Annotated in this window: 14 protein-coding genes; 6 read left to right on the top strand and 8 right to left on the bottom strand. The window is 67.3% G+C overall.

Annotated features, from left to right (window positions below; genetic code table 11):
• Positions 1-26: 26 nt before the first annotated feature.
• The 5 genes from IB223_RS03710 to IB223_RS03690 all read right to left on the bottom strand — a co-directional run bounded on the left by IB223_RS03710 (position 27) and on the right by IB223_RS03690 (position 5473).
• Positions 27-926 carry a DUF4097 family beta strand repeat-containing protein gene (locus tag IB223_RS03710; RefSeq protein WP_192200310.1) on the bottom strand — a complete coding sequence of 300 codons (900 nt, stop codon included), beginning with the start codon at positions 924-926 and terminating at the stop codon, positions 27-29.
• Between the two features lie 10 nt (positions 927-936).
• The gene (locus IB223_RS03705; protein WP_192200309.1) at positions 937-1416 is read right to left on the bottom strand and encodes a hypothetical protein; all 480 of its coding nucleotides are present in this window, start codon (positions 1414-1416) and stop codon (positions 937-939) included.
• Complete coding sequence (locus tag IB223_RS03700; protein ID WP_192200308.1) at positions 1413-2003, bottom strand: sigma-70 family RNA polymerase sigma factor; 591 nt, start codon at positions 2001-2003, stop codon at positions 1413-1415. The genes IB223_RS03705 and IB223_RS03700 overlap by 4 nt, the downstream gene beginning before the upstream one ends.
• A 378-nt stretch (positions 2004-2381) precedes the next feature.
• Positions 2382-4172: a phosphoenolpyruvate carboxykinase (GTP) gene (locus tag IB223_RS03695; RefSeq protein ID WP_192200307.1), complete on the bottom strand. Its 1791-nt coding sequence runs from the start codon at positions 4170-4172 to the stop codon at positions 2382-2384.
• 557 nt (positions 4173-4729) lie between these two features.
• On the bottom strand, positions 4730-5473 hold the full coding sequence (locus IB223_RS03690) for a helix-turn-helix transcriptional regulator (RefSeq protein WP_192200306.1): 744 nt from the start codon (positions 5471-5473) through the stop codon (positions 4730-4732).
• 108 nt (positions 5474-5581) lie between these two features.
• Here IB223_RS03690 and IB223_RS03685 point away from each other — a divergent pair, with 108 nt between their 5' ends.
• From IB223_RS03685 to IB223_RS03675, 3 genes are all read left to right on the top strand, one after another.
• Positions 5582-6028 (top strand): hypothetical protein, encoded by a 447-nt coding sequence (locus IB223_RS03685; protein WP_192200305.1) that lies wholly within the window; start codon positions 5582-5584, stop codon positions 6026-6028.
• 94 nt (positions 6029-6122) lie between these two features.
• Positions 6123-6851, top strand: a complete 729-nt coding sequence (locus tag IB223_RS03680; RefSeq protein ID WP_192200304.1) for a DUF2145 domain-containing protein — start codon at positions 6123-6125, stop codon at positions 6849-6851.
• A gap of 58 nt (positions 6852-6909) precedes the next feature.
• Positions 6910-7326 carry a hypothetical protein gene (locus IB223_RS03675; RefSeq protein WP_192200303.1) on the top strand — a complete coding sequence of 139 codons (417 nt, stop codon included), beginning with the start codon at positions 6910-6912 and terminating at the stop codon, positions 7324-7326.
• A 70-nt stretch (positions 7327-7396) separates the two neighbouring features.
• On the opposite strand, the gene IB223_RS03670 is transcribed toward IB223_RS03675, so the two are convergent.
• A complete protein-coding gene (locus IB223_RS03670) occupies positions 7397-7996 on the bottom strand; it encodes a TetR/AcrR family transcriptional regulator (protein ID WP_192200302.1) in 600 nt (199 codons plus the stop codon).
• 211 nt (positions 7997-8207) lie between these two features.
• On the opposite strand from IB223_RS03670, the gene IB223_RS03665 reads away from it, so the two are divergent.
• The 3 genes from IB223_RS03665 to IB223_RS03655 all read left to right on the top strand — a co-directional run bounded on the left by IB223_RS03665 (position 8208) and on the right by IB223_RS03655 (position 12113).
• Positions 8208-9101 (top strand): alpha/beta hydrolase, encoded by an 894-nt coding sequence (locus IB223_RS03665; RefSeq protein WP_192200301.1) that lies wholly within the window; start codon positions 8208-8210, stop codon positions 9099-9101.
• A complete protein-coding gene (locus tag IB223_RS03660) occupies positions 9098-11575 on the top strand; it encodes an acyl-CoA dehydrogenase (protein ID WP_192200300.1) in 2478 nt (825 codons plus the stop codon). The genes IB223_RS03665 and IB223_RS03660 overlap by 4 nt, the downstream gene beginning before the upstream one ends.
• 64 nt (positions 11576-11639) lie before the next feature.
• Complete coding sequence (locus IB223_RS03655) at positions 11640-12113, top strand: hotdog fold domain-containing protein (RefSeq protein ID WP_192200299.1); 474 nt, start codon at positions 11640-11642, stop codon at positions 12111-12113.
• A 118-nt stretch (positions 12114-12231) separates the two neighbouring features.
• On the opposite strand, the gene IB223_RS03650 is transcribed toward IB223_RS03655, so the two are convergent.
• Together IB223_RS03650 and IB223_RS03645 are read right to left on the bottom strand one after the other, a co-directional pair.
• On the bottom strand, positions 12232-12582 hold the full coding sequence (locus IB223_RS03650; RefSeq protein WP_192200298.1) for a DUF1304 domain-containing protein: 351 nt from the start codon (positions 12580-12582) through the stop codon (positions 12232-12234).
• A gap of 50 nt (positions 12583-12632) precedes the next feature.
• Positions 12633-14000, bottom strand: a complete 1368-nt coding sequence (locus IB223_RS03645; RefSeq protein WP_192200297.1) for an MFS transporter — start codon at positions 13998-14000, stop codon at positions 12633-12635.
• Between the last annotated feature and the right edge of the window lie 204 nt (positions 14001-14204).

Here is a 14204-nt window from a genome sequence, read left to right as displayed (position 1 = left end):
ATGCGGCGCCCGCCCGTGCGGCCGACTTACTCCACGCGCACTTCCGCGCTGCCCGAGAACGTCTCCACCGTGACGCGGGCACTGCCGCTGCCGTAGCGGGTGGAGAAACTGGCACCCGGGCCGCGGCGCTTCTCGATGTCCACGCCCGTGGCCTTGAGGCTGCCGCTGAAGCTCTCGCCACTGACCTGCGCGGACACATCCTTCGGCAGGCGCAGCAGCAGGTCGCCGCTGACCGATTCCATGCTGATCTCGCCACCGGGCGCCAGCGCCGTACTGACATGCGCCGTGCCGCTGACGGTGCTCGCGCTGAGATCGCGGATCTCTTCACCGGTAACGGCGACTTCGATGCGGCCGGACACCGTCTCGGTGCTGATGTCGCCATTCAGCCGTCCCCGCAGCACGATGTTGCCGCTGACGGTCTGCACGTCCACGTCCGCGCTGTTGAGGGTCAGGTGGGCGCTGCCGCTGACGGTTTCGATGTCCGCTTTCTGCGGTGCGGCGGCGGCGGCCACGCTGCCACTGACACTGCTGATGGAAAGTTCGCCCGAGGCAACGCCGGTCACGTGCACGTCGGCCGCGACCGACTCGATGTCCAGGTCGGCGCGCAACGGCACCATCAGCACCAGGTCGGTCGGTCCGGTCTGGTTGCCACCCCAGCCGCTGCTCTTCGGGTAGCGGACTTCCACGCTCAGGTGCGGGCCGCCGCCGTCCACCTCCAGGCGCTCCACGCCCTTGCCCAGGGTGCCGGTGATCTTCACCTCGTCGCGCTCCCAGCCGCGCACTTCGATGCGGCCCTTGAGGTTGCTGATGTCCACCCGGCCACGGGCGTCCAGCGGCCGGGTTTCATTGATGGCGGTCTGCGCCAGCGCCGCGGGCGCCAACAGTGCGCTGCCCAGCAGCAGCGAGAAAGCGATGGTGGTACGCATGGGTAACTCCTCAGGTCATGGCCGCGCGCTGGGTCAGCGCGAGGCGTCGTGCGTAGGTGCGGCGCAACTGGTTCAACAGGAAGTGCGCATTGGGTTCGGTGGCGATGGCGTGGCGGATCTGCGCGGCGCTCTCGTCCAGCGCATGCAGCGCGGGGGCGATCTCGGGTACGGTCTGCACCTGCGTGTCCAGTTGCGCCAGCGCACCGGTGTAATCACGGGTCAGCGCGGCGGCTTCGCGCTGGATCAGCGCGTCGCCTTCCGGCGCTTTCTGCAGTTGCCAGGTCACCGTGACCGCCAGCAGCACCGACGCGGCCAGGGCAAAGGGCGCCATGCGGCGGCGTGGCGGTACCACGGCCTGCTGCGGCGTGGCGGCCAGGCGCGCGGCCAGGTCCGGCCACAGATCGCGCGAGGGCGGCGTGTCCTGCCGCAGTGCGCGCAGCTGCCAGCGCAGCGCGTCGTCTGAAAGCGGGGTTGGATCGTGGGGGGTCATGCGTGTCCTCCTAAACGCTCGCGCAGCAGGTGCCGCGCCCGGTGCAACTGTGCTTTTGAACTTCCGACCGCCATGCCCAGCTCGTTGGCGATCTCCTCGTGCTTCCAGCCTTCCACGTCGTACAGCACCAGCACGGCGCGCGCCCGTGGCGGCAAGGTGGCGACGGCGCGCTCCAGGTCCAGCGACAACGCCGTGCCATGGCCCGCGCTGTCCGCCATGCCCAGGTCGTCCAGCGCGTCCTCGTCATCATCGAAGCGGGGACCGCTGCGGCGGCTGCGCAGTTCCATCAGCGCGGTGGTCACCGCCAGGCGATGCAGCCAGGTGGAGAAAGCACTCTCGAAGCGGAACGCCGGCAATGCCTGCCACGCCCGCACGAACGCTTCCTGCGTCAGGTCTTCCGCCCGCACGCCCTGCCCGCCCACCAGCCGCTGGATGACGCCATGCACCCGACCCGCATGGCGGCGGTAAAGCGCCTCGAACGCCCGCATGTCGCCACCCGCAGCAGAACGGGCCAGTGCGGTGTCCTGGGCGGCAGTGGCCTCCGGGGCGAGGCTGTCAGCGAAAGGTTCGATCACGGCATTCAGCATACTGACTGGGATGCAGCCAGGAACGCAGGGGTTTAGAGCTGGGCGGCATTTTTCACCGGCGATTGTTCAGCCGGGAACTCATGGCCCTCTCCCCGTGCGCAGATTCCCTCTCCCCGTGGAACGGGGCGAGGGTGACGAAGGCGAGTGAGGGGCGAGCGGAGTCCGGGGGCATGCGTGCTGAAGGATGTCCGCATCCGGAACACTCGATAGCCGTGAACGATACCCACGCTACCGGCGCCGTCAGCCCCTCATCCGCCCTCCGGGCACCTTCTCCCCGCAAGCGGGGAGAAGGCAATTCGACGCAAGAAAAAGCCCCGCGGCGTCCGGGGTGGACGCACACGGGGCGTGCGCAGGAAACAGGATGCGCGAGGCGGGGAATCAGTGCGCCAGGCGGGCCGCGATGCGCTGCTGCTCGTCCTTCAGCGCCTGCGGGGTGCGGTCGCCGAATTCCTGCAGGTACTCGCCGATGCTGGTGAACTCGGCCTGCCAGCCGGCGCGGTCGAAACCGAACAGCAGCTCGTGCGCTTCATCGCTCAGTGCCACACCGTCCAGATTCAGGTCCTCGGCGCGCGGCAGGTGGCCGATCGGCGTTTCCACCGCGTCCGCCTTGCCCTCGACACGCTGGATCATCCACTCCAGCACGCGCAGGTTTTCGCCGAAACCGGGCCACAGGAATTTGCCGGCGCCGCCCTTGCGGAACCAGTTGACGTGGAAGATCTTCGGAAGCTTCGCGCCGGCCTGGTCGAACGACAGCCAGTGCGCGAAGTAGTCGGCGAAGTTGTAGCCGCAGAACGGCTTCATCGCCATCGGGTCGCGGCGCATCACGCCCACCGCGCCGGTCGCGGCGGCGGTGGTCTCAGAACCCATCGCTGCGCCGACCAGCACGCCGTGCGTCCAGTCGCGCGCTTCGAACACCAGCGGCACCAGCGAGGCGCGGCGTCCGCCGAAGACGATGGCGCTGATCGGCACGCCCTGCGGATCCTCCGCCTTGGCCGAATAGCTCGGGCACTGGCGCGCGGAGACGGTGAAACGCGAGTTGGGGTGCGCGGCCGGACCGTTGGCCGGGTCGTACTTGCGCCCCTGCCAGTCCAATGCCGGCGTGCGCGTGTCCAGCCCTTCCCACCACGGCTCCTGCTCGTCGGTGACGGCGACGTTGGTGAAGATGGTGTGGTGGCTGATGGTGGCCAGCGCATTCGGGTTGGAACTGTCCGAGGTGCCCGGCGCCACGCCGAAGAAGCCGGCTTCCGGATTGATCGCGTACAGGCGGCCGTCGGCGCCGGGGCGCATCCAGCAGATGTCGTCGCCGACCGTCCACACCTTCCAGCCAGCCTGGCGATAGCCCTCCGGCGGAATCAGCATGGCCAGGTTGGTCTTGCCGCACGCGGACGGGAATGCGGCGGCGATGTAATGCGTCTCACCCTGCGGATTCTCGATGCCGACGATCAGCATGTGCTCGGCCAGCCAACCTTCACTGCGCGCCTGGTGAGAGGCGATGCGCAGCGCGTGGCACTTCTTGCCCAGCAGCGCGTTGCCGCCGTAACCGGAGCCGAAGCTCTTGATGGTCAGCTCGTCGGGGAAATGCATGATGAAGCGGCGGTCCGGGTCCAGCTCGCCGGTGGAATGCAGGCCCTTCACGAACGTGCCTTCGCGCTCGATGCGCGCCAGCGCGGCCGCGCCCATGCGGGTCATGATGCGCATGTTGGCCACCACGTACGGCGAATCGGTGATCTCCACGCCGCAGCGCGACAGCGGCGAATCGATCGGGCCCATGCAGTAGGGGATCACGTACAGCGTGCGCCCACGCATGCAGCCGGCGAACAGCGCATCCATCTTCGCGTGCGCCTCGGCCGGGGCCATCCAGTGATTGTTGGGGCCGGCGTCTTCCTGCTGCGGCGTGCAGACGAAGGTCAGGTGCTCCACGCGTGCCACGTCGCTCGGGCTGGAGCGGTGCAGCCAGCTGTGCGGATGGGTTTCGGGGTTCAGCGGCAGCAGGGTGCCGTCGGCCAGCATCTGCTTGGTCAGCAGCGCATTCTCGGCATCGCTGCCGTCGCACCAGTGGATGTGGTCGGGTTGGGTGAGCGCGGCAACCTCGGCAACCCAGGCATTCAACGCGGCAAGCGAACTGCCCGGAAAATCGTTGCGTTTGAAAACATCGACCGCTGCGTTCATGCCACGCCCTCGAAAAGTGAGACCAAAATGATACCAATGTCCTGTCCCCGTGACGAGGAGAACGCGTCCAGGGTCGGCAGGCGGTCAGCCCGAGGGTGGATGCGGGGCGCACCCTGTCGCAGGCACGAGGTTGCGTCTCACGGCCGTGCGAGAAATCGCGGAGTGCGAGGCTTGGAGCCCGGTCGATGCGGCTCCGAGGGCCGGGGATGGAGATTGGAAGGCCGTTGATGGGGCTCGGAAGCCGATCGATGAGGCTCCGGGAGCCATCGGTCGCGCCCGCAATGTTGTCGATGGGGCCATGCACTCCCATCGATGGCTTTCAGAAGGCCATCGATGGCACTCGCAGAGCCATCGACCGGGCACCGAGCCTCATCGATCAGGCTCGGACAACCAGCGATGGGGCTCGTAGACCCATCGACGGAGCTCCGAGAGCCATGTCGATGGAGCTCAACGGGTCATCGATGCAGCTCGAGGGGCGATCGATGGAGCTCTGAAGGCCATCGATGGGATTCCGGGCCCCATCGATGGCACTCCGTGCTCGATCTCCGCCACAGCGCTTACGCCTCGCGCGAGCGCCGGTAGGGATTGAACAGCTGCAGCAGCCAGGGCTTCTGCGCCAGCACCAGGCTGACGCCGACGCGGTCCTCCGCCGGCAGCGTGGCATCGCGGGCCAGCAGCGCATCGAACTCGCGCGCGACTTCCTCCAGCCGCTGCCTCACCTGCTTCACCCCGTCGATGCTCAGGCTGCCGCTGAGCAGCAGCAGCGCGTCCTGTTCGCCATCGAACGGATCGGCGAAGTAGTCGGTCAGCAGGGTCAGCCGGAAGTAGCGTTCCATCGGGCCGTCGGCACGCCAGCGGAAATTGCGTGCGGTCAGCGCGCGGCCACGGTTGCCGGGCATCAGTTCGATGATGCCCAGCCGGTCCAGCTTCACCAGCAGGCCAGTCCACTGCGCAGGCGTGAAGCCGAAGTGCCCCATCACGTCGTCCTCGCGCCAGCGGTTGAGGGTGAGGAACAGCGCCATCAGCAACGGCGGATCGTCCACCAGCGCCTGCTCCTGCGCTTCGCTCAACTGCGCCATCGCCTTGCGCCCGCGCGAGGCTTCGGCGCTGAGCTCGGCCAGGCCCACGTCCAGCACGTCGCAGACCTGCTCCAGCCGCTGCAGGCTCATCGCGCGGCGGGAGAACATGCGCTTCACCGCCGCCTCGCTCATGCGGATGCGCGCGGCCAGGTCGCGGTAGGTCATGTCCTGCGCGCGCAGGCAACGCTTCAGTGCATCAATCAGGTCCACCGAGACGGCCATGGGTAGCGGATTCCTATACCTGTCGTTCCGCCAGAGCTTACCTTGTCGATGATCCTTGAATCCCTGCGAAGCCTGCGCCCACCCTCCGGCGTCCCTGGAGGAACCCGCATGCGCCGCCTGATCGCCCGCTCACTGACCCTGGCCCTGGTTACCGCGCTCACCGGCGGCATCACGCTGCCCACCCGGGCCGCGCCGCAATCCGATGGCGCCAGCCGGATGTCGCAGGCCAGCCTGGAGGCGTCCATCGAGGTGCCGGTGGCGGTGATCCACGCACTGGGACATGGCGCGTCCGCGGTGGTCACCGGCGTGGCGGTGGTCGCCGGCAGCGTGGCGGTGACGGTCTCCGTCGCCGCGGCGGGCGTGGTGGCGGGCGCGTCGTTCGTGGTCTACCTGAGCGTGGAGGCGATCCGGCGGCTGGGCATCGCGGTGGGCACCGCGATCAGCGTCACCGTGGTGGCGACGGGATGGATCCTCAGCGCCGCCGGCGAAGGGTTGTGCTTCATCGCCAACGACGCCGCGCGCCCGCACATCCACAGCCATCGCTACGGTGGGTGATCACGTGATGCGCGCGCTCGCGACTCTGGGTTTCGTTTTCGCCCTCGCGCTGCCAGGGACGGCACGCGCGGGCGATGCCTGCAGGCACTTGGAGATGCCGCCGCACAAGGTGGCCGACGCCGCACGCACGGCCCTGCTGGCCGCGGAGCAACTCGACGAAGTGGATGCGCCGGTGGCGCTGCTGGCACGCGTCGGCACCGACCTGTCGAAGCAGGGCCTGGTCTACAGCCACGCGGGCTTTGCCGTGCGCGACCACGCGCACGGACGCTGGACGGTGGTGCACCTGCTCAACGAATGCGGCAGCGACCGCTCCGGCCTGTACGCGCAGGGACTGGTGAACTTCTTCGCCGACGACCTGGTGAACCAGGACCTGCGCATCGTCTGGTTCGCCCCGGACGTGGCGGACCGGCTCGCCGCGCGCCTGCAACAGATGCCGCGCCACAGCCTGCACCACCCGCGCTACAACCTGATCGCACGCCCCGGCAGCGAGGACTACCAGAACTCCACCGCGTGGATCGTGGAGGTGATGGCCGCCGCGCTGGCCGACCGTGGCATTTACGACCGCCGCAGCGCGTACGCGTTCGCGCGGGGCGACGGCTTCGTGCCGGACACGGTGCACGTCGCCTATTCCAAGCGCGTGCTGGGCGGGCTGTTCTCCGCCAATACCGACTTCACCGACCACCCCGTCGGCACGCGTCTGTCGGGCGACTACCCGGTCGTCACCGTGCGTTCGATCTTCCAGTGGCTGGAGCGCAGCGGGTATGTGCGCGAGCAGCGGGAATGGCGGGGTGGTGTGCGGCGGACGGCGATGGGGCCGGCGTGACCGCTACTTTCGAAGAATCGAACAGGGAGGACTATTCGTGGTGAGTCGATGCGTCGCCATGGCGGCAACGCTTTTTCTGGCGGGTTGCTACATGGTGAGCTATGAAGATGTCAGTCGCGAACCGAAGTATTCGAAGTATGTGGGAATCGATTACGTCACCACATCAGACATGCACATCTACCGTGTCAGCATAGATCAGAACTACGGCCCGTCTCCGAGCGTGTACATGATCGTCCAGCCCCCCGGATTCGATGGCCCGGAGGTCATCTCCAGCGCACGCTTCCCGGAGGGATCAACGATGAAGGTCTTGACGATCCGGCGATGCACGGATTGTTTCTTGGACTTCTCGCCGAGAGTTCACGCGACAGTACGTGTCACGTCGAGTGCCGAGTTCGATGATCTGGACGTGGAAGTCGATCTGGACCTGTTGTCTTCGCACATGCAGACCATCAGCAAACCCGTCTCGGACAGCTGACTCTGGGAGATACGCGACCCGCCATCCACATGGCGACCGACGCGGTGGGCCAAGGCCCACCCTCCAAGACTCAGTTCGGAATCAACGTCGAGATGACGTGTTCGAGGTAGGTCTCGAACTCTTCCGAGGTCATGCGCGGCTGCTGCAGCTGCAGCGACAGCTGCAGGAAGCCCACGTAGGCCGCATAGGTCAGGCGCGCGCGATGCGTGGCATCGGTACGCTGCAGGCCGGCCTGGCGGAACATGGCGACCAGATAATCCAGGCGACGCTGGGAGATGCGGTCGATCACGGGCTGCACGGACGGGTGGTCCAGCGCCTTCAGCAACTCGCTGTAGATGATGTGCGGCTTCACTTCGTGGCCGACGAGCTGGAACAGCGTCCGCAGGCGCTCGCGCGGATCGGCGACCTTTTCCAGACTGCCGAAGATGTTCTCCTGCTCGCCGGCCTCCCAACGTTCCAGCGCCGCCTGCAGCAGCGCGTCACGTGAAGGAAAGTGCCAGTAGAAGCTGCCCTTCGTCACGCCAAGACGCCGCGCCAAAGGCTCCACCGCGACCGCCGAGACACCCTGCTCCGCGATCAGGTCGAGGGCGGCCTGCGCCCAGTCATCTGCGCTGAGGCGCGCGGTGCGGGCGGGGGGAGAAGAGGGGCTTTCCGGACTGGGTGTGCTCATGTTCCGCATTTAACCATACGCCGGGGTGTGTAGCGGTACGTTTGCTGCGGCGCGTCATAAATAAAGGCAAATCAATCGGTTGCATTTGAAACGCTTGCGCGGGATCGATTGACTGCTCTAAATGCGAGAGCCCATACTAGCCCGTATGGTCACAGCCACCTCCCCTGCCTCTTTCCGCTTCGACGGTGACACCGCTGCCGCATCGGATCGCATGCTGCCGGGACAGGGGGATGTCGTCCTGGCGATCCGTCGCTTTGCATCGCCACGCGCGCTCCAGGGCCATCCTGCATTGATCTATGCACACGGTTTCGGGCAGACGCGCGGTGCGTGGAACCGCACCGGCGAAGCCATGGCGGCCCATGGCTATGCGGGACTCGCCTACGACGCGCGCGGCCACGGCGAATCGTCACGCAACGCGGCCGACGTGCCCTACACCGGTGACCAGTTCGCCGACGATCTGATCGTGGTGGCCGGGGAACAATCCGAACCGCCGGTGCTGGTGGGTGCCTCGATGGGCGGGCTGTTCGGCCTGATCGCCGAGTCGCGCTGGCCCGGCCTGTTCCGCGCGATGGTGCTGGTCGACATCACCCCGCGCTGGGAGCACGCCGGCCTGCAGCGCATCCTCGCCTTCATGACGGCGTTCCCCGACGGTTTCGCATCGCTCGAGCACGCGGCCGACATCATCGCCGCCTACCAGCCGCAGCGTCGTACGCGCAAATCGGCAGACGACCTGCGCGAGCTGCTGCGCGAAGGCGACGACGGCCGCTGGCGCTGGCACTGGGATCCGCGCCTGGTCGACGAACTGGCGCGCGACAGCGCCCGGCACCAGGACGCCATCGCCGAGGCTGCGCGCCAGGTACAGTGCCCCGTGCTGCTGATCAGCGGTGGCCGCAGCGACCTGGTCTCGGAGAAGACCGTCGACGAGTTCAAGGCCCTGGTGCCGCATGCGCGCCACGCCCACCTGCCGCAGGCCACGCACATGGTGGCCGGCGACGACAACGACGCATTTACCAGCACCGTGCTGGAATACCTGGCGAGCCTGTCGGCCGCGCCGGGTAATGCCGAATCCGATGTAACCGAATCCGTGTCCGGAGCAACCCCATGAGCATCGTCATTCCCTTCCTCGCCTTCCTGCTGGCGGGTGCGTTCGCCGCCTATCACCGGATCCGGCTCGCGTACTGGGCCGCCATCACCGCCAGCCTGCTGGTCGCGTGCTGGCTTCTGGGCGCCAATCCCACCGCCACCCTTGTCGCGGCGATTGTCGTGGTGGCAATCGCGGTGCCGCTGCTGATCCCGGCCATCCGCAAGCCGCTGATCACCGCGCCGGCGCTGGGCTTCCTGCGCCGCGCACTGCCCCCGCTGTCGCAGACCGAACGCATCGCGCTGGAAACCGGCTCGGTCGGCTTCGAGGGCGACCTGTTCACCGGCGACCCCGACTGGAACAAGCTGCTGGCCTATCCCAAGCCGCAGCTCACCGCCGAAGAGCAGGCCTTCCTCGACGGCCCGGTGGAAGAGCTGTGCCGGATGACCAACGACTGGGAAATCACCCACGTCCACGCCGACCTGCCGCCGGAGCTGTGGGACTACATCAAGAAGAACAAGTTCTTCGGCATGATCATTCCCAAGCAGTACGGCGGCCTGGGCTTCTCGGCGCTGGCGCACCACAAGGTGATCCAGAAGATCGCCTCGGTCAGCAGCGTGGTCAGCTCCACCGTCGGCGTGCCGAACTCGCTCGGCCCGGGTGAATTGCTCAACCACTACGGCACGCAGGACCAGAAGGACTACTACCTGCCCCGTCTGGCGATCGGCCAGGAAGTGCCCTGCTTCGGCCTGACCGGACCGTTCGCCGGCTCCGACGCGACCTCGATCCCCGACTACGGCATCGTCTGTAAGGGCGAGTGGAACGGCGCCAATGTGCTGGGCATCCGCCTGACGTTCGACAAGCGCTACATCACGCTGGCGCCGGTGGCGACGATCATCGGCCTGGCGTTCCGCATGTACGACCCGGACGGCCTGATCGGCGACACGCGCGACATCGGCATCACGCTGGCGCTGCTGCCGCGCGATACCGACGGTGTCGAAGTCGGTCCGCGCCACTTCCCGCTCAACTCCCCGTTCCAGAACGGCCCGGTGCGCGGCAAGGACGTGTTCATCCCGCTCAGCCAGCTGATCGGCGGCGTGGAGATGGCCGGCAAGGGCTGGAACATGCTCAACGAGTGCCTCGCCGTGGGCCGCTCGATCACCCTGCCCTCCACCGCCAGCGGCGGTGCCAAGGCCGGCGCGCGCGTGACCGGTGCGTATGCGCGCATCCGCAAGCAGTTCGGCCTGTCGGTCGGCCGCTTCGAGGGCGTGGAAGAGGCGCTGGCCCGCATCGGCGGCAAGGCCTATGCGATCAGTGCGCTGTCGCAGGCCACCGCCGCCGCCGTGGACCGCGGCGACGTGCCGTCGGTGCCGTCCGCCATCGCCAAGTACCACTGCACGAACATGGGCCGCGACGTGGCCAAGGACGTGATGGACATCGTGGGCGGCAAGGGCATCATCCTGGGCCCGCGCAACTTCGCCGGCCGCGCGTGGCAGGCCTCGCCCATCGCGATCACGGTGGAAGGCGCGAACATCATGACGCGCAGCCTGCTGATCTTCGGCCAGGGCTCGATCCTGTGCCATCCCTACATCATCAAGGAGATGCGCGCGGCGCAGGATCCGGACACCCGCGCCGGCATCCAACAGCTGGACGCCGTGCTGTACCCGCATATCGGCGGCGCGATCTCCAACGCGGTGCGCTCGTTCTGGTTCGGCATCACCGGCTCGAAGATCGGCGCCGTGCCGGGCGATGCCTACACGAAGAAGTTCTTCCGCAAGCTGGACCGCTACGCGGCCAACCTGGCGCTGCTTACCGACATCTCGCTCGGCGCGCTGGGCGGCAAGCTGAAGTTCAAGGAATCGCTGTCCGGCCGCCTGGGCGACGTGCTCAGCCACCTGTACATGATGGGCGCGGTGCTGAAACGCCATCATGACGAAGGCACGCCGGAAGCCGACAAGCCGCTGCTGGCCTGGGCCTTCCACAACAGCGCGTACGAGATCGAACTGGCGCTGTCGCAGGCGTTGCGCAACTTCCCGATCAAGCCGCTCGGCTGGCTGCTGTGGCCGGTGGTGTTCCCGTTCGGCCGGCGTGCCGTGTCGCCGGGCGACCGCCTGAGCCATCGCGTGGCGATGCTGCTGATGGCGCCGAACGAAGCACGCGACCGCCTGGGCCAGGGCGTGTTCCTGACCCCGTGCGAGAACAACCCCGGCGGCCGTATCGACAGCTACCTGGCTGCGGCCGTCGCTGCCGAGCCGGTGGAGCGCAAGTTCCTGAAGGCGCTGAAGACCAAGGACATCGAAGCGCTGGACTACAGCGCGCAGCTGGACGAGGGCGTGCGCGAGGGCTGGATCACCGTGGAAGAGCGCAAGCAGCTGGAAGAACTGCGTGCGATCACGCTGGACACGATCACCGTGGACGAATTCGAGACCCACGAGTTGCGTGCGGCCAGCTACTACGACCTGCCACAGAACAAGCGCCAGCCGCGCGAAGCGGCCTGACGCGCCACCACGTCAACGATCACGACGGCGGGCATGTCCCGCCGTCGTCGCGACAGGAGTTCCGATGAGCGCCGATGTCCTGAGCATCTACCGCAACCTGAGCCGCAGGCCGTTCGGCGCTTGGCTGTTCTCACGCCTGATCTGCTTCAAGGCGCCCTACTTCGGCAGCATCGGCCCGCGCATGGTGCGGCTCGAACCCGGTCGCGGCGAGGCGACGATCCGCCACCGGCGCTCGGTCACCAACCATCTGGGCACGGTGCATGCGATCGCGCTCTGCAACCTGGCGGAATTCGTCGGCGGGCTGACCACCGACGTCAGCATCCCGCGCTCGATGCGCTGGATTCCCAAGGGCATGACGGTGGAATACCTGAAGAAGGCGGTCGGCACGATGCACGCTGTCGCCACACCGGCGTTCGAGCCGCGCGAATCCACCGAGGGTTACGAGCTGCCGATGGAGGTGGTGGTCAGCAACCCGCAGGGCGAACCGGTGTTCCGCGCCCGCATCAGCATGTGGGTCTCGCCGAGGCCTGAGCGGTGAGGTGCTGACGTCGCAGGAGCGACGTCAGTCGCGACCGCCCGGCACCCGTTCGCGCGAACAAGCGGCGATGGCGATTCGAAACGTGCGGTCGCGGCTCACGTCGCTCCTGCAACCGCGTCTACGACAGCCAGACCGCGCCCAGCGCCGCGATCGCCGGCAGTCCCTGCACGAAGAAGATGCGCTTGTTGACGCTCCAGGCGCCGTAGAGTGCCGCCACAATGACGCACAGCAGGAAGAAGACGACCACGTTCCATTGCGAGGTCAGCAGGCCCCATAGCAGGCCGGCGGCCAGGAACCCGTTGTAGAGCCCCTGGTTGGCGGCCAGCACGCGCGTGGCCTCGGCCTTCTCGGGCGTGTTGCGGAAGGTCTTAAGGCCCAGTGGCTTGGTCCAGAGGAACATCTCCAGGACCAGGAAGTACCCATGCAGCAGTGCCACCAGCACCACCAGTATCGTCGCGATCACGTCCATTCGCACCTCCCGTCATGTGGCAGGCAGCATAGCGTCAACACACACGTGCATCAGGCGCTCGCCGTGGTCGATGTCTTCTCGGGGAGGGCGCGCTCGGATGGCAGCTTCGACTCCTCGCGCAACAGGCGCCACGCGCTGAAGGTCATCGCGCTGGCGACCAGCAGGCCGGCGCCGAACACCACGTTCGAGCCGAACGCGGACAGGAACTTGTGCAGCCAGACGAAGCTGAGATCGCCGCCGCGGTAGATCACGGTATCGATGGCCGCGCCCGCCTTGTAGCGCCATTCGCGGCCGACGCGGGTGTAGATGGTCTCGCGCGCCGGCTTGGCCAGCGAGAACTCGCTGGCGCGCGTCACCACCTGCACGATGGCCACCATCATCGGCAGCGGCGAGGCGGTCAGGAAGGAGTAACCGAGGATGATGGCGCAGCCGGGGATCAGCAGCGCCGGCCCGATGCCGAAGCTGCGCAGCAGCCAGCGCGTGACCAGCAACTGGATGAGCAGCGTCAGCACGTTGACCGCCATGTCGATGCCGGCGTAGTACGCCGTGCTGGCGGCGGGATCGGTGTAGTACTGGCGCACGATCGCGGCCTGTTCGTTGTAGAGCAGCGTGCCGACGCCCACGCCCATCACCACCAGCGATGCCAGCCAGCGCAGCAGCGGCTCGCGCGCGATGAGCTTCAGGCCGGCCAGGATCTCGCCGCCCATCGGCTGTTCGCCACTGACCGCCTTGCGCTCCTGCTCGCGCGCCACGGCCCACAGGCGCAGGCGAAGCTGGCATACCACGCAGACGGACAGGAACGCCGCCGACACCAGCATCAGGTTGGCGATGCCGATGCGCTCCACGAAAGTCCGCGTCAGTACGGGCCCCAGGATCGCGCCGACGGTGCCGGCTGCCCCGATGTAGCCGTAGAACTTACGTGCTTCGGCATTGCTGAACACGTCGGCCATGAAACTCCAGAACACGGCGACCGCGAACAGGTTGAACACCGCGATCCACAGGAAGAAGGCCATTCCGCGCCCGGGCATGCCGCTGTCGAACAGCAGGTAGAACAGCAACAGCGTGCCGATGAAGAAGCCGTAGACCGCCGGCAGGAAGACACGGCGCGGATACCGGCTTACCAGCCAGCCATACACCGGCTGCAGCAGCAGCATGATGATGAAGGTGCAGGTGAACAGGACCTGCAACGTGAAGTCCTTCAGCGCCATGCCGCGCGCGGCGAAGAACTCGATCATGGCAGGCGGGAACACGGCCTGTACGTCGTTGGACGCTCCCATCGCCTCGCGCACCGGGCGCAGCACGTAATAGCCGCTCAACAGGCAGAAGAAATAGACGAAGGCCCACAGCAGCGGAGGCGATTCGGCCATCGCGGCGCGGAACCGGCCGAACCGGGTGGTCGCTGGGGAAGACGGGTCCATGGTGTGCGGCCTGCCAATCGCATCATCGGGAGCGGACGAGGCCCGCCTGTGGCGCGCAAGGTATCCGATGCACTGCAACATCGCCAGCCTCTTGCGCCGCGTACCGCGCCGGAACACCGGCGATGCGGGCGCCGATGCGTTCCCCCGCGCCAGCCCGAGCATTTGCTCTACCCCTCGCCGCTAGGTTCGGCCGTACTTCGCAAC

This window comes from Pseudoxanthomonas sp. PXM03 (assembly GCF_014852005.1).
GTDB lineage: Bacteria > Pseudomonadota > Gammaproteobacteria > Xanthomonadales > Xanthomonadaceae > Pseudoxanthomonas_A.
This window is presented reverse-complemented; position numbering and strand designations above follow the sequence as displayed.

Bases quoted from the DNA above. Each gene is read 5' to 3' on its own strand.
- IB223_RS03710 (WP_192200310.1), bottom strand. From the start codon at position 926: ATGCGTACCACCATCGCTTTCTCGCTGCTGCTGGGCAGCGCACTGTTG.
- IB223_RS03705 (WP_192200309.1), bottom strand. From the start codon at position 1,416: ATGACCCCCCACGATCCAACCCCGCTTTCAGACGACGCGCTGCGCTGG.
- IB223_RS03700 (WP_192200308.1), bottom strand. From the start codon at position 2,003: ATGCTGAATGCCGTGATCGAACCTTTCGCTGACAGCCTCGCCCCGGAG.
- IB223_RS03695 (WP_192200307.1), bottom strand. From the start codon at position 4,172: ATGAACGCAGCGGTCGATGTTTTCAAACGCAACGATTTTCCGGGCAGT.
- IB223_RS03690 (WP_192200306.1), bottom strand. From the start codon at position 5,473: ATGGCCGTCTCGGTGGACCTGATTGATGCACTGAAGCGTTGCCTGCGC.
- IB223_RS03685 (WP_192200305.1), top strand. From the start codon at position 5,582: ATGCGCCGCCTGATCGCCCGCTCACTGACCCTGGCCCTGGTTACCGCG.
- IB223_RS03680 (WP_192200304.1), top strand. From the start codon at position 6,123: ATGCCGCCGCACAAGGTGGCCGACGCCGCACGCACGGCCCTGCTGGCC.
- IB223_RS03675 (WP_192200303.1), top strand. From the start codon at position 6,910: ATGGCGGCAACGCTTTTTCTGGCGGGTTGCTACATGGTGAGCTATGAA.
- IB223_RS03670 (WP_192200302.1), bottom strand. From the start codon at position 7,996: ATGAGCACACCCAGTCCGGAAAGCCCCTCTTCTCCCCCCGCCCGCACC.
- IB223_RS03665 (WP_192200301.1), top strand. From the start codon at position 8,208: ATGCTGCCGGGACAGGGGGATGTCGTCCTGGCGATCCGTCGCTTTGCA.
- IB223_RS03660 (WP_192200300.1), top strand. From the start codon at position 9,098: ATGAGCATCGTCATTCCCTTCCTCGCCTTCCTGCTGGCGGGTGCGTTC.
- IB223_RS03655 (WP_192200299.1), top strand. From the start codon at position 11,640: ATGAGCGCCGATGTCCTGAGCATCTACCGCAACCTGAGCCGCAGGCCG.
- IB223_RS03650 (WP_192200298.1), bottom strand. From the start codon at position 12,582: ATGGACGTGATCGCGACGATACTGGTGGTGCTGGTGGCACTGCTGCAT.
- IB223_RS03645 (WP_192200297.1), bottom strand. From the start codon at position 14,000: ATGGACCCGTCTTCCCCAGCGACCACCCGGTTCGGCCGGTTCCGCGCC.